The 22,633-nt window shown below is 60.2% G+C and carries 21 protein-coding genes; 17 read left to right on the top strand and 4 right to left on the bottom strand.

Annotated features, from left to right (window positions below; translation table 11 throughout):
- Positions 1 to 9 precede the first annotated feature (9 nt).
- Complete coding sequence (locus RHP75_RS10250; RefSeq protein WP_311091737.1) at positions 10 to 1,239, bottom strand: acyl-CoA dehydrogenase; 1,230 nt, start codon at positions 1,237 to 1,239, stop codon at positions 10 to 12.
- Positions 1,240 to 1,397: 158 nt separating this feature from the next.
- Here RHP75_RS10250 and RHP75_RS10245 point away from each other — a divergent pair, with 158 nt between their 5' ends.
- From RHP75_RS10245 to RHP75_RS10200, 10 genes are all read left to right on the top strand, one after another.
- Complete coding sequence (locus RHP75_RS10245) at positions 1,398 to 2,330, top strand: LysR family transcriptional regulator (protein WP_311091736.1); 933 nt, start codon at positions 1,398 to 1,400, stop codon at positions 2,328 to 2,330.
- Positions 2,331 to 2,349: 19 nt separating this feature from the next.
- On the top strand, positions 2,350 to 2,679 hold the full coding sequence (locus RHP75_RS10240; RefSeq protein ID WP_311091735.1) for a low molecular weight protein tyrosine phosphatase family protein: 330 nt from the start codon (positions 2,350 to 2,352) through the stop codon (positions 2,677 to 2,679).
- Positions 2,680 to 2,822: 143 nt separating this feature from the next.
- Complete coding sequence (locus RHP75_RS10235; RefSeq protein WP_311091734.1) at positions 2,823 to 3,224, top strand: MerR family DNA-binding transcriptional regulator; 402 nt, start codon at positions 2,823 to 2,825, stop codon at positions 3,222 to 3,224.
- Positions 3,225 to 3,253: 29 nt separating this feature from the next.
- The gene (locus tag RHP75_RS10230) at positions 3,254 to 4,417 is read left to right on the top strand and encodes an isovaleryl-CoA dehydrogenase (RefSeq protein WP_311091733.1); all 1,164 of its coding nucleotides are present in this window, start codon (positions 3,254 to 3,256) and stop codon (positions 4,415 to 4,417) included.
- A gap of 97 nt (positions 4,418 to 4,514) precedes the next feature.
- Positions 4,515 to 6,119, top strand: coding sequence for a carboxyl transferase domain-containing protein (locus RHP75_RS10225; RefSeq protein ID WP_311091732.1), 1,605 nt, complete (start codon positions 4,515 to 4,517; stop codon positions 6,117 to 6,119).
- A gap of 61 nt (positions 6,120 to 6,180) precedes the next feature.
- Positions 6,181 to 6,981: a gamma-carboxygeranoyl-CoA hydratase gene (locus RHP75_RS10220; protein WP_311091731.1), complete on the top strand. Its 801-nt coding sequence runs from the start codon at positions 6,181 to 6,183 to the stop codon at positions 6,979 to 6,981.
- Complete coding sequence (locus RHP75_RS10215) at positions 6,978 to 8,939, top strand: acetyl/propionyl/methylcrotonyl-CoA carboxylase subunit alpha (protein WP_311091730.1); 1,962 nt, start codon at positions 6,978 to 6,980, stop codon at positions 8,937 to 8,939. The genes RHP75_RS10220 and RHP75_RS10215 overlap by 4 nt, the downstream gene beginning before the upstream one ends.
- Positions 8,940 to 9,075: 136 nt before the next feature.
- On the top strand, positions 9,076 to 9,978 hold the full coding sequence (locus RHP75_RS10210) for a hydroxymethylglutaryl-CoA lyase (RefSeq protein WP_311091729.1): 903 nt from the start codon (positions 9,076 to 9,078) through the stop codon (positions 9,976 to 9,978).
- A 216-nt stretch (positions 9,979 to 10,194) separates the two neighbouring features.
- Complete coding sequence (locus RHP75_RS10205) at positions 10,195 to 12,150, top strand: acetoacetate--CoA ligase (RefSeq protein ID WP_311091728.1); 1,956 nt, start codon at positions 10,195 to 10,197, stop codon at positions 12,148 to 12,150.
- Between the two features lie 153 nt (positions 12,151 to 12,303).
- A complete protein-coding gene (locus RHP75_RS10200) occupies positions 12,304 to 12,966 on the top strand; it encodes a transporter substrate-binding domain-containing protein (RefSeq protein ID WP_311091727.1) in 663 nt (220 codons plus the stop codon).
- 10 nt (positions 12,967 to 12,976) lie between these two features.
- Here the strand turns inward: RHP75_RS10200 and RHP75_RS10195 are convergent, their stop codons facing one another.
- Positions 12,977 to 14,203, bottom strand: a complete 1,227-nt coding sequence (locus RHP75_RS10195) for a PilT/PilU family type 4a pilus ATPase (RefSeq protein WP_311091726.1) — start codon at positions 14,201 to 14,203, stop codon at positions 12,977 to 12,979.
- 143 nt (positions 14,204 to 14,346) lie between these two features.
- Between RHP75_RS10195 and RHP75_RS10190 the strand changes: the two genes are divergently transcribed.
- The 6 genes from RHP75_RS10190 to RHP75_RS10165 all read left to right on the top strand — a co-directional run bounded on the left by RHP75_RS10190 (position 14,347) and on the right by RHP75_RS10165 (position 19,928).
- Positions 14,347 to 14,625, top strand: a complete 279-nt coding sequence (locus tag RHP75_RS10190; RefSeq protein ID WP_160014225.1) for a peptidylprolyl isomerase — start codon at positions 14,347 to 14,349, stop codon at positions 14,623 to 14,625.
- Positions 14,626 to 14,643: 18 nt separating this feature from the next.
- Positions 14,644 to 15,012: an MmcQ/YjbR family DNA-binding protein gene (locus RHP75_RS10185; protein WP_311091724.1), complete on the top strand. Its 369-nt coding sequence runs from the start codon at positions 14,644 to 14,646 to the stop codon at positions 15,010 to 15,012.
- Between the two features lie 133 nt (positions 15,013 to 15,145).
- Complete coding sequence (gene sph, locus RHP75_RS10180; RefSeq protein ID WP_311091723.1) at positions 15,146 to 16,660, top strand: sphingomyelin phosphodiesterase; 1,515 nt, start codon at positions 15,146 to 15,148, stop codon at positions 16,658 to 16,660.
- Between the two features lie 384 nt (positions 16,661 to 17,044).
- The gene (locus RHP75_RS10175) at positions 17,045 to 17,755 is read left to right on the top strand and encodes an AzlC family ABC transporter permease (protein ID WP_311091722.1); all 711 of its coding nucleotides are present in this window, start codon (positions 17,045 to 17,047) and stop codon (positions 17,753 to 17,755) included.
- On the top strand, positions 17,752 to 18,060 hold the full coding sequence (locus RHP75_RS10170; protein WP_311091721.1) for an AzlD domain-containing protein: 309 nt from the start codon (positions 17,752 to 17,754) through the stop codon (positions 18,058 to 18,060). The genes RHP75_RS10175 and RHP75_RS10170 overlap by 4 nt, the downstream gene beginning before the upstream one ends.
- A 281-nt stretch (positions 18,061 to 18,341) precedes the next feature.
- On the top strand, positions 18,342 to 19,928 hold the full coding sequence (locus RHP75_RS10165) for an ABC-F family ATPase (RefSeq protein ID WP_311091720.1): 1,587 nt from the start codon (positions 18,342 to 18,344) through the stop codon (positions 19,926 to 19,928).
- 69 nt (positions 19,929 to 19,997) lie between these two features.
- On the opposite strand, the gene RHP75_RS10160 is transcribed toward RHP75_RS10165, so the two are convergent.
- Entirely contained in the window at positions 19,998 to 20,606 is a 609-nt protein-coding gene (locus tag RHP75_RS10160) for an FMN-dependent NADH-azoreductase (protein WP_311091719.1), read from the bottom strand.
- Positions 20,607 to 20,729: 123 nt separating this feature from the next.
- Here RHP75_RS10160 and RHP75_RS10155 point away from each other — a divergent pair, with 123 nt between their 5' ends.
- A complete protein-coding gene (locus RHP75_RS10155) occupies positions 20,730 to 21,629 on the top strand; it encodes a LysR substrate-binding domain-containing protein (protein WP_311091718.1) in 900 nt (299 codons plus the stop codon).
- Between the two features lie 2 nt (positions 21,630 to 21,631).
- Here RHP75_RS10155 and RHP75_RS10150 read toward each other — a convergent pair whose 3' ends face one another.
- The gene (locus RHP75_RS10150; RefSeq protein ID WP_311091717.1) at positions 21,632 to 22,600 is read right to left on the bottom strand and encodes an alpha/beta hydrolase; all 969 of its coding nucleotides are present in this window, start codon (positions 22,598 to 22,600) and stop codon (positions 21,632 to 21,634) included.
- Positions 22,601 to 22,633 lie beyond the last annotated feature (33 nt).

The raw sequence follows: 22,633 nt of genomic DNA, 5'->3' as shown, positions 1-22,633 counted from the left end.
TGATGCGCCTTAGCGGCTGGCTTTCATCACATCCTTGGACACGTACTTGCCAATCTCGAACTTGCCGATGGCCGCGCGATGCACTTCGTCCGGACCGTCAGCCAGGCGCAGGGTGCGCTGCATGGCGTACCAGTAGGCCAGCGGGAAGTCGTTGCTAACCCCAGCACCACCGTGAATCTGGATGGCGCGGTCAATCACCTTCAGCGCCACGTTCGGTGCGACCACCTTGATCTGGGCGATCTCACTGGCGGCAATCTTGTTACCCACGGTATCCATCATGTACGCCGCGTTCAACGTCAGCAGACGCGCCATATTGATCTCCATACGCGAGTCGGCGATGTGATCAATGTTGCCGCCCAGACGCGCCAGCGGCTTGCCAAAAGCGGTGCGGCTGATGGAGCGCTCGCACATCAACTTCAGTGCGCGCTCGGCCATGCCGATGGAGCGCATGCAGTGGTGAATACGGCCAGGGCCAAGGCGACCCTGAGCAATCTCGAAACCACGGCCCTCACCCAGCAGCACGTTCTCGTAAGGTACGCGGACGTTTTCGAACAGCACTTCGGCGTGACCGTGCGGCGCATCGTCATAGCCGAATACAGGCAGCGGACGCAGCACCTTCACGCCTGGGGCATCCATCGGCACCAGAATCATCGAGTGCTGTGCGTGGCGCGGGCCATCCGGGTTGGTCAGGCCCATAAAGATCATGATTTTGCAGCGCGGGTCGCACGCACCCGATGTCCACCATTTGCGGCCGTTGATCACCCACTCATCACCCTGGCGCACAGCGCTGGCCTGCATATTGGTGGCATCGGAGGACGCTACACCGGGCTCGGTCATGGCGAAGGCGGAACGGATGGTGCCGTCCAGCAGCGGCTTGAGCCACTGTTCCTTCTGCGCTTCATTGGCATAGCGCACCAACACTTCCATGTTGCCGGTATCCGGCGCGGCGCAGTTGAACGGCTCGGCACCGATCAACGAGCTGCCCATGATTTCCGCCAGCGGCGCGTATTCAGTGTTGGTCAGCCCGGCGCCCAGTTCGGACTCCGGCAGAAACAGGTTCCACAAGCCTTCAGCTTTAGCCTTGGTTTTCAACTCTTCCATGATCGCGGTGGGCTGCCAGCGGTCGCCTTCATTGACCTGTTGCTCGAACACGGCTTCGGCTGGATAGACATGGGTCTCCATAAACGCGGTGACGCGCTCACGCAGCTGCTGAACCTTGGGGGAGTAGGCGAAATCCATGATGGCTACCTTCTGACGCTGATTTTTGGGGAATTCGGTGAAGTGGAAATGATGCTAGAACAGGGCTTAGGATTTATCTAATCTATTCTCACCGTGTATAAACATTCATCACCGATATATGATCCACTGATACCGACAACCTGCGGAGCGAGCGTGTAATGAATCTGAACAAGGTCGACCTCAACCTCTTTGTCGTCTTCGATGCCATCTACACCGAGGCTAATCTGACCCGCGCCGGGCAGATCGTTGGTATTACCCAACCCGCCGTGTCCAACGCCCTGGCGCGCCTGCGCGAAACCTTCAATGACCCGCTGTTCGTACGCACCGCCCAAGGCATGGTGCCCACGCCAATGGCGCAGAACATCATCGGCCCGGTGCGCAACGCGCTGCAGCAGCTGCGCATCTCCGTGCAGGAAAGCCGCATCTTCAATCCGGCTCAGGCCAACAAGACTTTCCGCATCAGCATGACCGACCTCACCGAGGCCATCGTCCTGCCACCGCTGTTCCAGCGTCTGCGCCGTATGGCACCCAATGTGAATATCGAAAGCATGCTGGCCCGGCGCCGCGAAACCACCAAGGAGCTGGCTGCTGGCCGCCTGGATTTTGCTGTGGACGCACCGCTGAATACCGACCCACAGGTGCGTCACGTCAAGTTGATGGAAGACCGCTACGTGTGCGCCATGCGCCGTGGCCATCCGTTGGCTAAAGAGAAAATCAGCCTGGACGAATACATGGGCCTGACCCATATCCACATCTCCAGCCGCCGCAGCGGTCTCGGCCACGTCGACTTGGCCCTAGGTCGCATGGGTATCCAGCGCAAGATTGCCCTGCGCTCGCAGCATTACCTGATGGCCACCACCGTACTGCAAGGCACCGACATGGCCATGACCGTGCCGGAGCGCTTTGCCCGCCGCAATGACCTGCATTTTGTCGAATTGCCAGTCAAAGACATGACTCCGCTGGAGACCCATCTCTACTGGCACGAAAGCACCGACCAGGACCCCGCCAACCGCTGGATGCGCGAACAGATCATCGAAATTTCCCAGCAGGCTACGGCCCAGGAAAAGAAAAACCAGAAGGCCCAGGTCTGAGCCATCGGATAGCAAGTACATGTCACTCAGGGTTCTGTTTATCTGCGCCAAGAACCGCCTGCGCAGCCCCACCGCCGAACATGTTTTCGCCGATTGGCCTGGGGTTGAAACGGCGTCAGCTGGGGTCAACCGTGACGCCGATAATCCAGTCAGCCCAGAGCTACTGGAATGGGCCGAGTTGATTCTGGTGATGGAAAGCCGTCATCGCCGCAAACTGGCCGAGAAATTTCGCCGCCAGCTTGGCAACAAGCGCATTCACAGCCTGAACATCCCCGACGATTACGCGTTTATGGACCCCGCGCTGGTGCAGATACTGCAGCAACGTGTACCTCCCTACCTTTCTAGATAAACTCCGTAATCCATTGTTGGATAAAAGTTTTTAGTTCATAAATCCGCATCAGGTTTGATCAAGCCGATCATGCAGCACGCGCTCTGGTTGACTACAGGCGCCGGCAAGCTTACGTTAACGTAAAGGTAAACGAGAGCTGCTGTATGTCCGCCATCACCTACTCCATTTCCGAACTAGCCCGCGAGCTGGATATCACCACCCGCGCCATTCGTTTCTACGAAGAACAGCAGATGCTCAGCCCCGAGCGTCGCGGTCAGGAGCGCATCTACACCGCCAAGGACAAGGTCACCCTCAAGCTGATCCTGCGCGGCAAGCGCATCGGCTTTTCGCTGGCCGAGTGCAAGGAACTGATCGAGCTGTACGACCCTGTGCACGGCAATCACAAGCAGCTACACACCTTTATGGCCAAGATCGCTGAGCGTCGCGCGCAGTTGCAGCAGCAACTGCTGGACATCGAGCAGATGCAACTTGAGCTGGATACCGCCGAAGAGCGCTGTTTAGCTGCATTAGCTGAAACTGTTTCAAAACAAAGTGTTATCTCCTGATCTTAATTCGAACAATTACAGGTGGAACCATGAGCTACCCGACCCTCAACTTCGGTCTCGGCGAGACCATCGACATGCTGCGCGACTCGGTGCGCCAGTTCGCCCAGGCCGAGTTGGCCCCGCGCGCGGCGCAGATCGACCGTGACAACGAGTTCCCCATGGACATGTGGCGCAAGTTCGGCGACATGGGCCTGCTCGGCATGACCGTGGAAGAGGAATACGGCGGCACCAACATGGGTTACCTGGCCCATGTGGTGGCGATGGAAGAGATCAGCCGTGCCTCCGCTTCGGTCGGTCTGTCCTACGGCGCGCACTCCAACCTGTGCCTCAATCAGATCCGCAAAAACGGCACCCACGAGCAAAAGACCAAGTACCTGCCCAAGCTGTGCTCCGGCGAACACGTCGGCGCCCTGGCCATGAGCGAGCCCAATGCCGGCTCCGACGTGGTGTCGATGAAGCTGCGCGCGGAAAAGCGTGGCAACCGCTACGTGCTAAACGGCAACAAGATGTGGATCACCAACGGCCCCGACGCCCACACCTACGTGATCTACGCCAAGACCGACGTCAGCGCCGGCTCACGCGGCATGACCGCGTTTATCGTCGAGCGCGACTACAAGGGCTTTTCCCGCCACCAGAAGCTGGACAAGCTGGGCATGCGCGGCTCGAACACCTGCGAACTGGTGTTCGAGGACTGCGAAGTACCAGAAGAAAACATCCTCGGTGCCGAAGGCGGCGGCGTGCGCGTGCTGATGAGCGGTCTGGACTACGAACGCACCGTACTGTCGGGCGGCCCGACCGGGATCATGACCGCCTGCATGGACGTGGTGCTGCCCTACGTGCACGAGCGCCAGCAGTTCAAGCAGTCCATCGGCGAGTTCCAGCTGGTACAGGGCAAGCTGGCCGACATGTACGCCGGTATGAACGCCTCCAAGTCCTACCTCTATAACGTGGCCAAGGCCTGCGACCGCGGCGAGGAATCGCGTAAGGACGCCGCCGCCGTGATCCTCTACACCGCTGAAATGGCCACCAAGATGGCGCTGGACACCATCCAGCTGCTCGGCGGCAACGGCTACACCAACGAGTACCCGGCTGGCCGCTTGCTGCGTGATGCCAAACTCTACGAGATCGGCGCCGGCACCAGCGAAATCCGCCGCATGCTGATCGGCCGCGAGTTGTTTAACGAAACGAAATGAATTTCGCAGCTATAAGCGGCAAGCCACAAGTTGCAAGCAAGAGCGCGTTCCTCTTGCGGCTTAAAACTTGTCGCTTGCAGCGCTTACGGAGTAAGCCATGATCCTGCACACCCAGATCAACACCCGCTCGCCGGAGTTCGCCGCCAACAGCGCGGCGATGCTCACTCAGGTCAACGAGCTGCGCGCCCTGCTCGCCCGTGTGCATGAAGGCGGCGGTGCCAAGGCGCAAGAGCGCCACACCTCGCGTGGCAAGCTGCTGCCGCGCGAACGGATCAACCGCCTGCTGGATATCGGCTCACCGTTCCTCGAAATCGGTCAACTGGCCGCCCATGAGGTGTATGGCGAAGAGGTGCCGGCGGCGGGCGTAGTGGCCGGCATCGGCCGAGTCGAGGGTGTCGAATGCATGATCGTGGCCAACGACGCCACGGTAAAAGGCGGCAGCTATTACCCGCTGACCGTGAAAAAGCACCTGCGCGCACAAACCATCGCCCAGCAGAACCGCCTGCCGTGCATCTATCTGGTGGATTCCGGTGGTGCCAACCTGCCGCGTCAGGATGAGGTGTTTCCGGACCGCGAGCACTTCGGCCGAATCTTCTTCAATCAGGCCAATATGAGCGCCATGGGCATCCCGCAGATCGCCGTGGTCATGGGCTCTTGCACTGCGGGGGGCGCTTATGTGCCGGCCATGGCCGATGAAGCGATCATGGTGCGCAACCAGGCCACCATCTTTCTCGCCGGCCCGCCGCTGGTAAAAGCCGCCACCGGTGAGGTGGTCAGCGCCGAAGAGTTGGGCGGTGCCGATGTGCACTGCAAGACCAGCGGCGTGGCCGACCATTACGCCGACAACGACGAACATGCTCTGGCCCTCGCACGGCGCAGCATCAGCAACCTGAACTGGCGCAAGCTCGGCGTGTTGAACGCTCGTGCGCCAATCGACCCGCTGTACAGCTTGGATGAGCTGTACGGGGTGATTCCGGCCGACGCCAAGCAGCCCTTCGATGTGCGCGAAGTGATTGCCCGCATCGTTGACGGCAGCGTATTCGATGAGTTCAAGGCGCTGTTCGGCACAACGCTGGTGTGCGGCTTTGCGCATATCCACGGCTATCCGGTGGCGATCCTCGCCAATAACGGCATTTTGTTTGCCGAGTCAGCACAAAAAGGTGCGCACTTTATCGAGCTGGCCTGCCAGCGCGGCATTCCGTTGCTGTTCCTGCAGAACATCACCGGTTTTATGGTCGGGCAGAAGTACGAAGCCGGCGGTATTGCCAAACACGGGGCCAAACTGGTCAACGCCGTGGCCTGCGCCAAGGTGCCGAAATTCACCGTGATCATCGGCGGCAGCTTCGGCGCCGGTAACTACGGCATGTGCGGCCGCGCTTACGACCCGCGCTTTCTGTGGATGTGGCCGAATGCACGGATCGGCGTCATGGGTGCTGAACAGGCCGCCGGCGTACTGGTGCAGGTCAAGTACGAACAGGCCGCTCGCGCCGGGCAGAGCTTCTCTGCCGAAGATGAAGCCAAACTCAAGCAGCCGATCCTCGAACAGTACGAGCGCCAAGGCCATCCTTACTACTCCAGCGCCCGCCTGTGGGATGACGGCGTGATTGACCCGGCGCAGACCCGCGATGTACTCGGTTTGGCATTGTCTGCCAGCCTGAACGCGCCGATTGAGCCGACCACCTTTGGCGTTTTCCGCATGTAAACATCAACTCCCCTCTCCCATAAATGGGAGAGGGAGTAAAAACACAATGTCTGGAGCCGCTATGACCGACTTCACCACCGTACAACTTGAGAAAGACCCACGCGGTTTTGCCACGCTCTGGCTTAACCGCGCGGACAAGAACAACGCCTTTAACGCCGAGATGATCCGCGAGCTGATTCTCGCCCTCGACGCGGTGATGGCCGACAAAAGCCTGCGTTTTCTGCTGCTGCGCGGCCGTGGCAAGCACTTTTCCGCCGGCGCGGATTTGGCCTGGATGCAACACGCGGCGACCCTGGACTACACCGCCAACCTGGCCGATTCACGCGAGCTGGCCGAACTGATGTACAACCTGCATCAGTTGAAGATCCCAAGCTTGGCCGTGGTGCAAGGCGCGGCTTTTGGTGGGGCACTCGGCTTGATCAGTTGCTGCGACATGGCCATCGGCGCCGTTGATGCCCAGCTGTGCCTGTCCGAAGTACGCATCGGTCTGGCACCAGCGGTGATCAGCCCCTTTGTCGTGCAGGCGATTGGCGAGCGCGCCGCGCGGCGCTTCGCCCTGACGGCTGAGCGCTTTAGCGGCCAGCGCGCCCAGGAGCTGGGGCTGTTTGCAGAATGCTACCCGGCAGAGCAGCTCGATGAGGCAGTAAACACCTGGGTCGATAACCTGCTGCTCAACAGCCCGCAGGCCATGCTCGCCAGCAAGGATCTGCTGCGCGAAGTCGGCAGCGGCGTACTGAACCCGGCGCTGCGTCGCTATACCGAGAACGCCATCGCCCGTATCCGCGTCAGCGCCGAAGGTCAGGAAGGCTTGCGCGCCTTTCTGGATAAACGCAAACCCGCCTGGCAGGAGCCAACCCCATGAGCCTTAAGCCTATCGACACCCTGCTGGTGGCCAATCGTGGCGAAATCGCCTGCCGGGTGATGCGCACGGCCAAGGCAATGGGCATGAAAACGGTGGCAGTGCACAGCGCCATCGACGCCAGCGCGCGCCATGTGCGCGAAGCCGATCTGGCGGTCAATCTGGGCGGTGCCAAACCGGCGGACAGCTACCTGTTGATCGACACGATCATTGCCGCAGCCAAAGCCAGCGGTGCTCAGGCCATCCATCCTGGCTATGGCTTTCTTTCGGAGAACGCCGGCTTTGCCCGCGCCATCGAAGCCGCCGGCTTGATCTTCCTCGGCCCACCCGCCTCGGCCATCGACGCCATGGGCAGCAAATCCGCCGCCAAAGCGTTGATGGACGCCGCCGGTGTGCCGCTGGTGCCTGGCTATCACGGCGAGGCGCAGGATGTGGAAACCTTCCGCAAGGCAGCTGAACAGATCGGTTATCCGGTGCTGCTAAAAGCCGCTGCCGGTGGTGGTGGCAAAGGTATGAAGGTGGTCGAACGCCAAAGCGAGCTGGCCGAAGCCCTGGCCAGCGCCCAGCGTGAGGCGCAATCCTCGTTCGGCGACGCGCGCATGCTGGTGGAAAAATACGTGCTCAAGCCGCGCCATGTGGAAATTCAGGTGTTTGCCGACTCGCATGGCAACTGTCTGTACCTCAATGAGCGCGACTGCTCGATCCAACGTCGCCACCAGAAGGTCGTCGAAGAAGCGCCGGCTCCGGGGCTGTCAGCCGAACTGCGCCGAGCCATGGGCGAAGCGGCGGTCAAGGCGGCGCAGGCTATCGGTTATGTCGGCGCAGGCACCGTGGAGTTTTTGCTGGATGAGCGTGGTGACTTCTTCTTTATGGAGATGAACACCCGTCTGCAGGTCGAGCATCCTGTAACCGAGCTGATCACAGGCCTGGATCTGGTCGCCTGGCAGATTCGCGTCGCACGTGGTGAGCCACTGCCGCTGACACAAGAGCAGGTGCCGCTGATTGGCCATGCCATTGAAGTGCGCTTGTATGCGGAAGACCCGGACAACGACTTTCTGCCTGCCACCGGCACCCTGGCGCTGTACCGCGAAGCCAATGCGGGCCATGGCCGCCGGGTCGACAGCGGCGTCAGCGAAGGCGATGAAGTCTCGCCGTTCTATGACCCCATGCTCGGCAAGCTGATCGCCTGGGGCGCAAACCGCGAGGAAGCAAGGCTGCGCCTGGTGGCCATGCTCAAGGAAACCTGCGTCGGCGGCGTTAAAACCAACCTGGCGTTCCTGCAGCGTGTGCTGGCCCATCCGGCCTTTGCCAACGCAGAGCTGGATACCGGTTTTATTCCGCGCCATGAGGCTCAACTGCTGCCGCCTGTGAGCGAGTTGCCGCCCGAATTCTGGCAACTGGCTGCCGAGGCCTTTGTGCAGAGTGAAGCGCCGCTGCAACGCCACGACGACTATCACTCGCCCTGGGCGCATCACAACGGCATGCGCCTGGGTTTACCGGCTGAAATTGATCTGCACCTGAGTTGCCAAAATGAGCGTCAGGTGGTTCGCCTGCGCCATGCGACACCGTCTGCCATCCACTTGCACGGTGAGCAGTTGCACGTCGAGCGCGACGGTATGCGTCAGCAACACCGCGCCATTCGCCGCGACGATTGCCTGTATCTGCACTATGCGGGTGCGTTGCAGGCGGTCCGCCTCTACGACCCGATTGCCGAGGTCGAAGCCAGCCATCAGCAACACGGCGGCCTGACAGCCCCGATGAACGGCAGTATCGTGCGGGTGCTGGTAGAAGCCGGCCAGTACGTAGAAGCCGGCACCGCGCTGGTGGTGCTTGAGGCGATGAAGATGGAACACAGCATCCGCGCGCCGCAGACCGGAACGGTCAAGGCGCTGTATTGCCGCGAAGGCGAAATGGTCAGCGAAGGCGCTGTGCTGGTGGAGCTGGAAGAGGCCGGCGCATAGCGGATAAGTGGGAGTTGCTTTAGCCGCGACAACAGCGATAAACGCTCGCGGCTAAAGCCCCTGCTACAGGCAAAGTACAGCAACGTAGGATGGGTTGGGCAACGCGTTACCCATCACCGAGAACAGCGAGGCAACGATGAACCTACCCAAACAGGTTCGCCTGGTCGAAGTCGGCCCGCGCGATGGTTTGCAGAATGAGAAACAGCCGATCAGCGTGGCCGATAAGGTGCGCCTGGTCGATGACCTGTCGGCCGCAGGCCTGCGCTACATCGAGGTGGGCAGCTTTGTTTCGCCCAAGTGGGTGCCGCAAATGGCGGGCAGCGCCGAGGTGTTTGCGCAGATTCAGCAGCACCCCGGCATTACCTACGCCGCTCTGGCCCCCAACCTGAAAGGCTTTGAAGCGGCACGTGAAGCCGGCGTGCGCGAAGTGGCGGTGTTTGCTGCCGCGTCGGAAGCCTTCTCGCAAAAGAACATCAACTGCTCGATCCGCGAGAGTCTGGATCGTTTTATCCCGGTCATGGACGCCGCCAAGCAGCATGGCGTCCGCGTGCGCGGTTATGTCTCCTGCGTACTGGGCTGCCCCTATGACGGCAGCGTGCCACCCGAGCAAGTCGCCAGCGTGGCTCGCGAGCTGTTTGCCATGGGCTGCTACGAAGTGTCATTGGGCGACACCATTGGCGCCGGCACGGCGGACGATACCCGCAAGCTGTTCGAGGTCGTTGGCCGCGATATTCCCAGAGACAAATTGGCCGGGCACTTCCACGACACCTACGGCCAGGCGCTGGCGAATATCTACGCCAGCCTGCTGGAAGGCATCAGCGTATTCGACAGTTCGGTGGCGGGTCTGGGCGGCTGCCCTTATGCCAAAGGCGCCACCGGCAATGTCGCAACCGAAGACGTGCTGTATCTGCTTAACGGTATGGGCATTGAAACCGGTATCGACATGGACCGATTGATCGCAGCTGGCCAGCGTATTTGCGCAGTGCTGGACAAGCCCAATGGTTCGCGGGTGGCACGGGCCAAACTGGCCAATGCCTAGCGGCAGGTAGTGCGTAAGGTTTTATTTACGCACTGTAAAGCACACGCCTCAGACTCACGGCCTATTGCCTGAGGGCGGTGCAAAGTGACTACAGCTACAGCTGAGACTGATCAAAACGGCGACGCAACTGCTCGACGCAAGCCCGCCATCAGTCAGTAGGCTTGCCGCACCAGCCGACCATCAATGTCGGCATAACAAGAATGATGAGGAAGCACGATGCAACAGCCCCTGTGGACGCCTTCTGCCGAACGTATCGCCGCCACTCGGATGGACAGCTTTCGCCGCTTCGTCAATCAGCGCCACGACCTGCAGCTGGTCGACTACCCCACCCTGCACGCCTGGAGCGTGACGCAACGTGAAGCCTTCTGGCAGGCGGTGGTCGAGTTCTTCGAGGTGCGTTTCAGTGCACAACCCGGCGCCGTATTGCAGGAAGGCAAGGCCATGCCCAGCGCGCACTGGTTTCCTGGCGCAACGCTGAACTTTGCCGAACACCTGCTGCGCCGTCGTGATAATCACCCAGCCCTGATCGCCATTGGCGAAGACGGCTCGCGCGAACAACTGAGCTACGCCGAACTGGCCGCCCATGTCGCGGGCCTGCAACGCAGCCTGCGTGAAGCTGGCGTAGGTATTGGCGACCGCGTTGCTGCCTTTATGCCCAATACCTGGCAAACCCTGGTCGGCATGCTCGCCTGCACCAGTCTCGGTGCCACCTGGTCGAGCTGCTCGCCAGACTTCGGCACCCAGGGCGTGATCGACCGCTTTGGCCAGATCGAACCCAAGGTGCTGATCGCTGCAGCCGGTTACCGCTACGCTGGCAAGAACCTCGATCTGACGGCCAAGCTCAACGAGATCCTCGAACGCCTGCCCTCGCTTGAACAGCTGATTGTGGTGCCCTACTCCAATACCCAGGCCAAAGTCGCCGACTTCCATTCAGCGGCCAAGGTCGCGCTGTGGCAGGACTTCTACCAGGCCGGCGGCGAACCCGAATTCACTCAGATCCCGTTCGACCACCCGCTGTATATCCTCTATTCCAGCGGCACCACCGGCGTGCCCAAGTGCATCGTGCATGGCACTGGTGGCACTCTGTTGCAGCACGTAAAGGAACTCGGCCTGCACACCGACCTGCATGCCGACGACACGTTGTTCTACTACACCACCTGCGGCTGGATGATGTGGAACTGGCTGGTCTCCGGCTTGGCCCTGGGCGCGACCCTGGTGCTGTTCGACGGCTCGCCGTTCCACCCAGATGCCGAACGCCTGATCGACCTGATCGACGCGGAAAACATCAGCATCTTCGGCACCAGTGCCAAATTCCTCGCGGCCCTAGAAAAAGCCGGTGCCAAACCAGGCCAAACCCACCAGCTGCAACGCCTTAAAGCGATTCTGTCGACCGGCTCGCCGCTGTCCCATGAGAGTTTCGAGTACGTCTACCGCGAGATCAAAGCTGATATCTGCCTGTCATCGATCTCAGGCGGTACCGATATCGTCTCCTGCTTCGCCCTCGGTAACCCGGTGCTGCCGGTGTGGCGCGGTGAGCTGCAATGCAAGGGCTTGGGCATGGACGTGCAGGTGTGGAACGACGCCGGCCAGCCGGTAAGCGGGGAAAAAGGCGAGCTGGTTTGCGCACAACATTTCCCATCGATGCCGATTGGCTTCTGGAAGGATACCGACGGCAGCAAGTTTCAGGCGGCTTACTTCGACACCTTCCCCGGCATCTGGGCCCATGGCGATTACGCCGAAGTCACCGCCCATGGCGGTTTGGTAATTCACGGCCGCAGTGACGCGGTGCTGAATCCCGGCGGGGTGCGGATCGGCACCGCCGAGATCTACCGCCAGGTGGAAAAGGTCGAAGCCGTGCTGGAATCCATCGCCATCGGCCAGGAATGGGACGATGACGTGCGTGTGGTGCTGTTTGTCCGTCTACGCGAAGGCCTGGAGCTGAGCGATGCCCTGCAAACGCAGATCCGCCAGGTAATCCGCGCCAACACCACCCCACGCCATGTGCCGGCCAAGATCATCGCCGTGGCGGATATCCCGCGCACCATCAGTGGCAAGATCGTCGAGCTGGCGGTGCGCAACGTGGTGCACGGCAAACCGGTAAAAAACACCGATGCGCTAGCCAACCCACAGGCGCTGGAGCTGTACCGCGACCTGGCAGAGCTGCGGAACTGACGTACTAAAAACTCCAGCCGGGCACGGCGCGCAGTGCTTATACTCCAAGCCAGTCGTTGCTGGAGTACTGCCGTGGCTCTGCGCTGGATCTGTCTCGCTGTCCTAACCTCGCTGAGCCTGAGCGCAACAGCACAGGAGCCGCTGGAGCTGCACATGCCGGACGCACCGCCGCTGACCTTTGTCAGCTTTCAGGGCGGTTACGGCATGGTCGGCGATGTGGCATTGGCCGCGATTGCCCGTGCGGGATATCTCAGCCATATCCATGTAACCCCCTGGGCTCGTGCCCAGCAGCGGGTCAATCGCGGGAAGAATATGCTGATCATCCCGCTTTCACGCACCCCGGAGCGCGAAGCGTTGTACAGCTGGATCGCCCCGATCATGCCGCTTGAGCGTGCCTTCTTCAGCCTTGACGCACCAGTGGCCGATTTTGCCGAAGCCCGCCAACGTTACCAGCGCATCGCCGTCGGCCTGGGCACCGCACAGATGGAAATACTCAAGAGCGAGGGGTTTAGTGAAACGCAGATTGTCAGCCTCAAGCTTGGCGATAATCCCGCACGCCTGCTCGAGCTGGGCCGCGTCGATGCCTGGTTTACTGGAGTGCCGGAAGGGTTGTATCTGTGGCCACAGAGCAACACCAGATTGCAGATGAGCCCCGTGCTGGCCAGTACCGACATGTACCTGGCCTGCTCGAAAGACTGCGATGCGCAGTTGCAGGAAGATCTGCGCAAGGCCGTTGAAGCGCTGCGCGCCGACGGCATGATCCAGCGTTTTCAGGACGCTTACCGCCCTGAGCGCTCAGGCGAACAGCCTCAGTGAAACCGGTGGTTCAAATACCTTTGCGCCCAGGATCCTCCGGCAGTTGCTCTTCTTCAATATCTTCCAGCTTCAACTCCAGCCCCCACTCACCCGCCGAAGCGGCCGGGGCCGCAGGCGCAGCAGGCGTCGGTGCAGCAGCTACTGGCGCGGGGGCGGCAGGCGCGGAGGTACCGGGGTTGTCGCGGTAGAGCTTGAGCTTGAGGCGCACATTGTTCGCCGAATCGGCGTTTTTCACCGCTTCCTCTTCATCAATCGAGCCATCGTTGACCAGGTCGATCAGCGCCTGATCGAAGGTCTGCATGCCGAGGTTTTTCGACTTTTCCATGATTTCCTTGATCTCGGAAAACTCGTTGCGTTTGATCAGATCTCGCACCGTTGGCGTCCCCAGTAACACCTCCACCGCCGCCCGCCGCTTGCCATCGATGGTCTTGACCAGCCGCTGCGAGACAAATGCCTTGAGGTTGTTGCCCAGGTCATTGAGCAGCTGCGGACGGCGGTCTTCCGGGAAGAAGTTGATGATGCGGTCCAGCGCCTGGTTGGCGTTGTTGGCGTGCAACGTGGAGATTGCCAGGTGGCCGGTGTCAGCAAAGGCCAGGGCATGCTCCATGGTCTCGCGGTCGCGAATTTCGCCGATCAGAATCACGTCCGGGGCCTGACGCAGGGTGTTCTTCAGCGCCGCGTGAAAGCTGCGCGTGTCCACGCCCACTTCGCGCTGGTTGATGATCGACTTCTTGTGCTTGTGCACATACTCCACAGGGTCTTCGATGGTGATGATATGGCCGCCGCTGTTGCGGTTGCGGTAGTCGATCAGCGCCGCCAGTGAGGTCGACTTGCCCGACCCCGTGCCACCGACAAACAACACCAGACCGCGTTTTTCCATCACCGTCTTGAGCAGCACTTCCGGCAGCTTGAGGTCTTCGAACTTAGGAATGTCCATCTTGATATTGCGCGCCACGATCGACACTTCGTTGCGCTGCTTGAAGATGTTGATACGAAAGCGCCCAACGCTGGCAATCGAAATGGCCAGGTTCATTTCCAGCTCACGCTCGAACTCCTCACGCTGCGCGCTATCCATCACCGAATCGGCAATCGCCGCCACCTCGCCGGCCTTTAGTGGCTCAGCACTGAGCGCCTTGAGCACGCCATTAAACTTGGCGCAGGGCGGCGCCCCGGTGGAAAGATAAAGGTCGGACCCGTCCTGGCTGGACAGGATTTTCAGCATGGCATTGAGGTCCATAACGATATTTCCCGCGAGTTGGATTTATTACGTTAGGCGAAGATTACGCATCGCTCCCAAGAAATTCGGCGCGTGCTCGGCTCAAGCGCTAAGCGGCTGAAAATACTGGCACAATACGTTCATTCAAATCCGAGGAGCCCGTCATGCCAAAGGCAATGGCCCGCCATATTCTGGTGAAAACCGAAGCAGAAGCCGCCGCGCTGAAGAAACGCATTGCCGCTGGTGAGGCCTTTGATGTGCTGGCACGCAAATACTCGACCTGTCCCTCCGGTAAGAAAGGCGGCGATCTGGGTGAGGTGCGCCCAGGACAGATGGTGCGCGCCATCGACCAGGTGATCTTCAAAAAGCCGGTACGTGAAGTACACGGCCCGGTGAAAAGCCAGTTTGGCTATCATCTGGTGCAGGTTTTCTACCGCGAGTAACACAGGAGCGTCCCCGGCATGACCATCGAGCAAATCGCCGCGTTCTGCCTGAGCCTGCCGGGTGCCCGTGAGGACATCAAATGGGGCGGCGTGCGGGTGTTCTCGGTGGCCGAGAGCAAGATGTTCACCCTGTTCCACCTGGACAGCCGCGACGGTCTCGCTTTTAAAGTCGATGCCGACCTGTTTCTCGGCTATTGCGACCGCCCGGGCATCCGCCCTGCCCCTTATCTGGCCCGCGCACACTGGATAAGCATGGCCGCGCCCTACCCGCTAAGTGATGGCGAACTGCGCGAGCTGTTGACGCGCTCCCATCAACTGGTGGTAGCCAAACTGCCCAAACGCCTGAAGCTGGCCCTGTTGCTCGACCCACCAGCAGTGGATTCGTAACAGCCGCGTCATGCCGATGTAACCCTTTCCAAGCAGACTGCGCTGGCGCTGGTCTAGCCCACCCACCTTTCGATCATTTCCGCAGTTCATGGTGACTGGAAGACTGGCCATTCCCCTACCCGGAGGCCACCCCATGCATCGATGCCTGTTGCCACTGCTGTGTTTCAGTACGCTTGCCCTATCCGCCCCGACCTTTGTCCAGGCAAACCCGGATGAGCAGTTCAAACTGCTGGCACATAACGTATTTCTGCTACCCAGCACGATAAAACCGGGCTGGGGCCAGCAACAGCGTGCGGCACTGATCGCGGAAGCGGCGTATATCCAGGGCCAGGATGCGGTGATTCTCAACGAACTGTTCGATAACCCGGCGTCGACCATTCTGCTCAATGGTTTGCAAAACCAGTACCCGTATCAGACGCCCGTGCTCGGCCGCAGCCGCACTGGCTGGGATGCCACGCTAGGCGCTTATTCGGACACCACCCCGGAAGACGGCGGCGTAGCCATCGTCAGCCGCTGGCCAATTGAGCAACGCGTGCAATATGTCTACAGCCAAGGCTGCGGGGCGGATTACCTGTCCAACAAGGGCTTTGTCTACGTCAAACTCAATCGCAATGGCCAGGCCGTGCATATCATCGGCACCCACGCGCAGGCAGCGGACACCGGTTGCCCGGATGGCAAAGGTGCAGCGGTACGGGCCAGCCAGTTTGATGAACTGCAGAACTTCATCAGCGCCCGCGGCATTAGCCTTGATCAGTTGGTGTTTATTGGCGGAGACTTCAATGTCATCAAGGACAGCAGCGAGTACCACGACATGCTCGCCCGCCTGCAGGTCAACGCACCGGATAGCTATGCCGGCAGCGATACCACCTTTGATACCAAACGCAACGGCATCGCCAACTACCAATACCCCAATCACGCCCCGGAATACCTGGATTACATCTTCATTTCGCGCAACCACCGGCAATTGCCCTTCTGGCACAACCAGGCCCTGGATACCCCGGCGCCCCGCTGGACAGTCAACCTAGCGGGCGCGACCTGGCAATTCCAAGATTACTCCGATCATTCACCGGTGGCCGGCTTTACCCGTGCCGACAGCACGACGCCAACCCGCGCCAGCAAGCCGCAACAAAACCTCTACGGCGAAGTTGTTCTGCAAAGCACCACCACCGGCAAAACCCTGCGTGCCGGCAGCAGCAAGGCCAACGACTGGGTGAAGATCAGTGGTAACGGGTTGGAACCAGAAAGCCTGTTCAGCCTGCGCAACTGGTATCACCCGGAGAGTTTCTGCATCCGCAGTGGCGACTACATCGAGGTGGAATCACGTCGCCATCCCGGCTATTGGCTCAACTGGTGGCTGGGCGGTGGCGGCGGTAACTACGCCTACTACATGAAGTCAGGTGATTCATCCAACCAGCTGCGCATCGAGCTGGTCAACAACAACGGCTGCCTCAAGGATGGCGACAGCATCAGCCTGCGCGACCGCGACACCGTGCGCGGCACTGATTACTACCTGCAGAACTGGGCGTCCGGTAGCTGGAAAGAGCACCTGTACCTGTGGAGCAGCTCAGCGGCCGCTGCCGAACAGTTCCGCGTACATCTCAAACGCCCGGCACACTACCCGGACTGGAGCAGCAAACTGCACTACTGATGCACACAAGGCGGCTGCAATAGTCGCCTTTTTTATGCCCCTTCCAGGCACAACTGGCTGAGTGGCCATTCCCTCAGCCGTCATTTTGCTAATCCACACGGTGGCCAAGCGCGGCATTTGGCTATGGCCCCAGCAGCTGCACAGTCTGCCGTCCTCACACGAAGGGCTTGATAAAACGCTGGGTGCTTGCCGAATCACTGCAGCCAGCCTGAGTGGCTTGTTCACAGAACGCGGGCAAGCCGCTGCTGAATTCTGTGTTTTCCTTCAGAAGGCGCCTAGGTGCATAGTTCTGCCCTGCCGAGCCACGCGTCGCCCACTCACCAGTGAGGAACGCAGTGCCAGGATCGGTAATAAACAGACTAGAGATGAAGTAGAGGCTGCAAGATGTCGGACAACACCACGCAGTTGCATGAATTCAGCCGCCAGGATGTGTGGGCGGGTTTCAAGCAGCTCGTCCCTCTTTCCATTTTCGTGATCGCCTTCGGCGCTGCTTTTGGCCTGGCGGCAGTACAGACTGGCTTGAATAACTCCTCAACCGTGCTGATGAGCACCCTGGTCTTCGCCGGCGCCTCACAGTTCGCCGCGCTGGAGCTGTGGGGTGTGCACATCCCCATCGTGCCACTGGCCCTCACCGTATTTGCCATCAATGCGCGTCACCTGCTGATGGGCGCATCGCTCTATCCCTGGCTGCGTCATTTATCTCCGGCAAAGCGCTATGGCGTAATGCTGGTTGCTTCCGATGCCAACTGGGCCCTGGCCATACAGGCATTCAATCGCGGTAAACCAGGCTTCGGCTTATTGCTCGGCGGCGGCCTTGCACTGTGGTCATTCTGGATATTTGGCACCTGGCTGGGCATCTATTTTGGCGGTGCCATCCATGATCCCAAGAGCTTCGGCCTGGACATGGTGATGGGTTGCTTCCTGCTGGCAATGGCCGTGGGTGGCGAGAAGAATCTGCGCTTGTTGCTCATCTGGACAGTCGCCGCCGGTTCCTCGCTGCTGGCCTACTGGTATATACCGGACAATAGCCATGTGGTTGTCGGTGCACTGGCTGGCGGCGTCCTGGGTGCGCTGTGGATGGAGAAGACGAAATGAGCATTGCTACGACGAGTTTTGGCACGCTGATCATCATATTGATCATGGCGGCCGTGACACTGGCGACCCGCTGGGGTGGTGTGTTCGTGATGTCGTATGTGCCGATCAGCTACAGGGTCAAGCAATTCATCAGCGCGATGTCCGGTTCAGTGCTGGTGGCCATTCTTACGCCCATGGCAATTGATGGCGATATGAGTGCACGCCTGGCCTTGCTGACTACCGCAATTGTCATGCTGCTGGTAAAGAAACCTCTGCCGGCAATCGCAGCCGGCATATTGGTCGCAGCTATCAGCAGGCAATTCTGAAGATCGCGCCTGCTTGCCGCGCAGAACACGGCCGATTACGACTGCGGCTGAGCCTAGGCGATAACCCCCCTTGGCGAACCACCTGTGATGTGCCGATAAGCCAATTGGGCTTTCCGTATTGACAGGGCGTTCGCCAGAGCAGCACCCAAACATGCTCCGAGCCACGGCCAAACAGCTCGAATAGACACTCCACCCGTCCCATCTGCTGCCTTTTGTGGCCGTAAACCGCTACAATCGCGCCCCTTTCGCGCCCGTGCGCCCGTTTATCTGGACCAAGATTCGTGATCTCCACCGCCAACATCACCATGCAATTCGGGGCCAAGCCCCTGTTCGAGAACGTTTCCGTGAAGTTCAACAACGGCAACCGTTACGGCCTGATCGGGGCCAACGGCTGCGGTAAGTCGACCTTTATGAAGATTCTTGGCAGCGATCTGGAACCGAGCGGTGGCCAGGTGATGCTGGAGCCAAACGTGCGCCTGGGTAAGCTGCGCCAGGACCAGTTCGCCTACGAAGAATTCAGCGTGATCGACACCGTGATCATGGGCCACGAAGAGCTGTGGAAGGTCAAAGCCGAGCGCGACCGCATCTACTCCCTGGCGGAGATGAGTGAAGAAGACGGTATGAAGGTCGGTGAACTTGAAGGTGAGTTTGCCGAAATGGACGGCTACACCGCTGAATCCCGTGCGGGCGAGCTGCTGCTTGGCCTCGGCATTCCGCTGGAGCAGCACTTTGGCCCGATGAGCGAAGTCGCCCCCGGCTGGAAGCTGCGTGTACTGCTGGCCCAGGCACTGTTCTCCGACCCGGACGTGCTGTTGCTCGACGAGCCGACCAACCACCTGGATATCAACACCATCCGCTGGCTGGAAAACATCCTCACGGCGCGTAACAGCACCATGATCATCATTTCCCACGACCGTCACTTCCTCAACTCGGTCTGCACCCACATGGCCGACCTGGATTACGGCGAACTGCGCCTGTTCCCGGGCAACTACGACGAGTACATGACGGCTGCAACCCAATCGCGTGAGCAGCTGCTCTCGGATAACGCCAAGAAGAAAGCACAGATTTCCGAGCTGCAGAGCTTCGTCAGCCGCTTCTCGGCGAACGCTTCGAAAGCTAAGCAGGCCACCAGCCGCGCCAAGCAGATCGACAAGATCCAGCTGGCCGAAGTCAAACCGTCCAGCCGCGTCAGCCCGTTTATCCGCTTCGAACAAAACAAGAAGCTTCACCGCCAGGCCGTGATGGTCGAGAAAATGGCCAAGGGTTTTGAAGGCAAAACCCTGTTCAAGAACTTCAGCTTCCAGGTTGAAGCCGGCGAGCGTGTGGCGATCATCGGCCCCAACGGTATCGGCAAGACTACCCTGCTGCGCACCCTGGTCGGCGAACTGACGCCGGACGCCGGTAGCGTGAAATGGACCGATAGCGCGGAAATCGGTTACTACGCCCAGGACCACGCCCACGACTTTGAAGACGACGTGACACTCTTCGACTGGATGAGCCAGTGGACTCAGGGCGAGCAGATGGTGCGCGGCACCCTCGGCCGCATGCTGTTCTCCAACGACGAGATCCTCAAGTCGGTCAAGGTCATCTCCGGTGGTGAGCAAGGCCGCATGCTGTTCGGCAAGCTGATCGTGCAGAAGCCGAACGTACTGGTGATGGACGAACCGACCAACCACCTGGACATGGAATCCATCGAGTCGCTCAACCTTGCGCTGGAAAACTACCCCGGCACACTGATCTTCGTCAGCCATGACCGTGAATTCGTTGGCTCCCTGGCAACCCGCATCATCGAGCTGTCGCCCAACGGCATCACCGATTTCAGCGGCACCTACGATGACTACCTGCGCAGCCAGGGCGTGATCGTCTGAACCGGCAGTAACCCGCACCCAAGAAAAAGCCCGCTCAATTGAGCGGGCTTTTTACTTTGTGCGCTGCCATCAGGCAGTGGCGAACAGCTCCGCAACTTTCGCCTGCGCCGCCGCGAAAGCATTGGCGCGTGGCTCGTCACCGTAGGCCAGGCCTTCGGCGCGGACGATTTCGATATCGGTAATGCCAAGGAAGCGCAGTACCAGCAGCAGATACTCTTCGTGCGCCTGACCACTTGGCTGACCGGCGTGAATGCCACCAGCGGTGGAAACGATCACCACCTTCTTGCCGCCCGCCAGGCCCTTGGGACCGTTTTCGTCGTAGGCGAAGGTCTTGCCGGCGACCGCCACACGATCAATCCAGGCCTTGAGCTGAGTGGGTACGGTGAAGTTGTACATCGGCGCACCAATCACGATGGCATCGGCCGCAAGAAACTCATTGAGGGTGCTTTCGGCCAGCTCGACTTCATGTTTCTGCGCAGCATTGCGCAGTTCGGCTGGAGTACCGCCGGCCACCAGGCTGGCTGCCGATAGATGGCTCAACGCATCGCTGGCCAGGTCGCGATAGCTCACCTGCGCGTCAGGTTCAGCCACAAGCCAGGCGTCGACTACGGCACGGCTGAGTTGGCGGGAAGCGGACGAGTCGCCGAGGATGCTGGAATCGAGGTGCAGTAATTTCATGACAATCTCCAAATTGAGATCGCCCCACGGCGATCAAGATGCTGGAGATACTATCGATGAAAGCAATAGCCGATTAGTCAGCACAAATGCGATAGTTCGTCCCACTGATAGGACGATAAAGCCATGCACGACCTCAATGACCTGTTCTACTTTGCCAAGGTTGTCGAAGCCGGCGGCTTCGCTGCAGCCGGGCGCACCCTTGGCATCCCCAAATCACGCCTGTCGCGGCGCATTGCCGAGCTGGAAAACCGCCTTGGCGCACGCCTGTTGCAACGCACCACGCGCAAGCTGGCGTTGACCGATATCGGCGAGCGTTACCTGCGCCATTGCCAGGCCATGTTGCAGGAGGCCGAGCAAGCCGAAGAAACCGTGGCCAGCCTGACCAGCGAACCGCGTGGCCGCCTGCGAGTCAGCGCGCCAGGCGGCATCGCCCTGCTCTCGGAGCTGGTGGTGAGTTTTCTCGCGGCTTACCCCAAGGTGCAACTGGAACTGATTCAAACCAACCGGCGCATCGACCTGCTTAACGAGGGCGTTGACGTCGCCTTGCGTGTGCGCAGCGCCGAGGATGAAGACCCGACGCTGATCACTCGCCGCCTGCGTCCGGCACAGGCCTTTATGGTTGCCGCACCGGCCTTGCTGCTGGACGCCAAGATCAGCACACCTGACGACCTATCCGCACTGCCGGCACTGGGTGCGCTGGAAGCGGACCGCAGAATTCACCTGCGGTTGCAGCATGACAGCGGACGCGTACAGGAAATTGTGCTGGAAGCGCGCCTGGCCATTGAGGACTTCAACGTGCGCAAACACGCCGCAATGAGCGGCCTGGGTTTTACCATGCTGCCCGCGCCCTTGTGCCTGGATGAACTGGCTGATGGCCGACTGATCCGCCTGCTGCCTGACTGGGCACTGCCGGCCGCCAATCTACAAGCGGTGTACACCCACAGACGCGGCATGCTGCCGGCCGTGCGGGCGTGGATCGAACATATCAGCGAAGCCTTCAGCCGCTGGGATCAGCCGATCTAGGTTTAACTGGGAAAATGCCGAGCAAGAAAGGCCAGCAACAGCTGATTGACCTGTGCCGCCTGCTCGTTCTGAATCCAGTGCCCGCAGTCCTGCAGCACATGCTGCTCCAACTGGGGCACGCGCTTGGGCATCTGCTTGAGGGTATAAGCCTCCAGGGTACCGACCGGGTCCTGATCACCGAGTAGAAACAGCGCTGGCTGTTCGATCTGCCGATCCGCCAGGGCCTCAGTGCGCAGCCAGTTACGCTCGAAATTGCGGTACCAGTTCAGGGCACCGTAAAAACCACGCCCCTCGAAGGTTTTCCGGTAGTGCTCGAATGCGGCGTTATCACACCAGATAGGCAGTTCACCGGGGTCAAGCATGCCATCGAACAACCCTGCCCCAGCCGGCTTTTCCTGCAGAAAGTGGTCCTTTGGCACGGCCGCCGATGTGTTGTGCATCATCATGCGCAGAGTGCGAGGAATATCGGCATCCATTTCCGCATCGGCTACTCCAGGCTGCTGAAAATGCAGGATGTAGTGAAAGCGCTCGGCGTACAGCTGACGCATGATCTCGATGGCCGGCTGCCTGGGGCGTCCGCCAAACGGCACCGCCATGCCGACCACCGCCTGCACCCGTTCAGGCTCAAGCAAGGCCAGGTGCCAGGCAATCGGTGCGCCCCAGTCGTGGCCGACCACACACACCTGCTGCTGGCCAAGCTGATCCATGGCGGCTTGAATATCGGCGCATATGGTCAGCAGGTCATAGGCCGCAGGATCACGCGGCGCGCTGCTCTGGCCATAGCCCCGCATTTCCGGAATCAGCACGCGATAACCGGCAGCCGTCAACGGCTCGATCTGCTGACGCCAGGAGTGCCAGCACTCGGGAAAGCCGTGCAGTAACCAGACCGCCCGACCGCTCGCGGGGCCGGCGCTGTATAGACTCAGGTCAATGCCGTTGACCTGAAGGACTTGCTGCTCGAGCTGATGCATATGCGCCTCCATTAACCGAGGCCACTATGACAA

This window comes from Pseudomonas sp. SG20056 (genome assembly GCF_031764535.1).
Taxonomy (GTDB): domain Bacteria; phylum Pseudomonadota; class Gammaproteobacteria; order Pseudomonadales; family Pseudomonadaceae; genus Aquipseudomonas.
The sequence above is the reverse complement of the archived record's forward strand: the minus strand, read 5'-3'. Positions and strand labels throughout refer to the sequence as shown.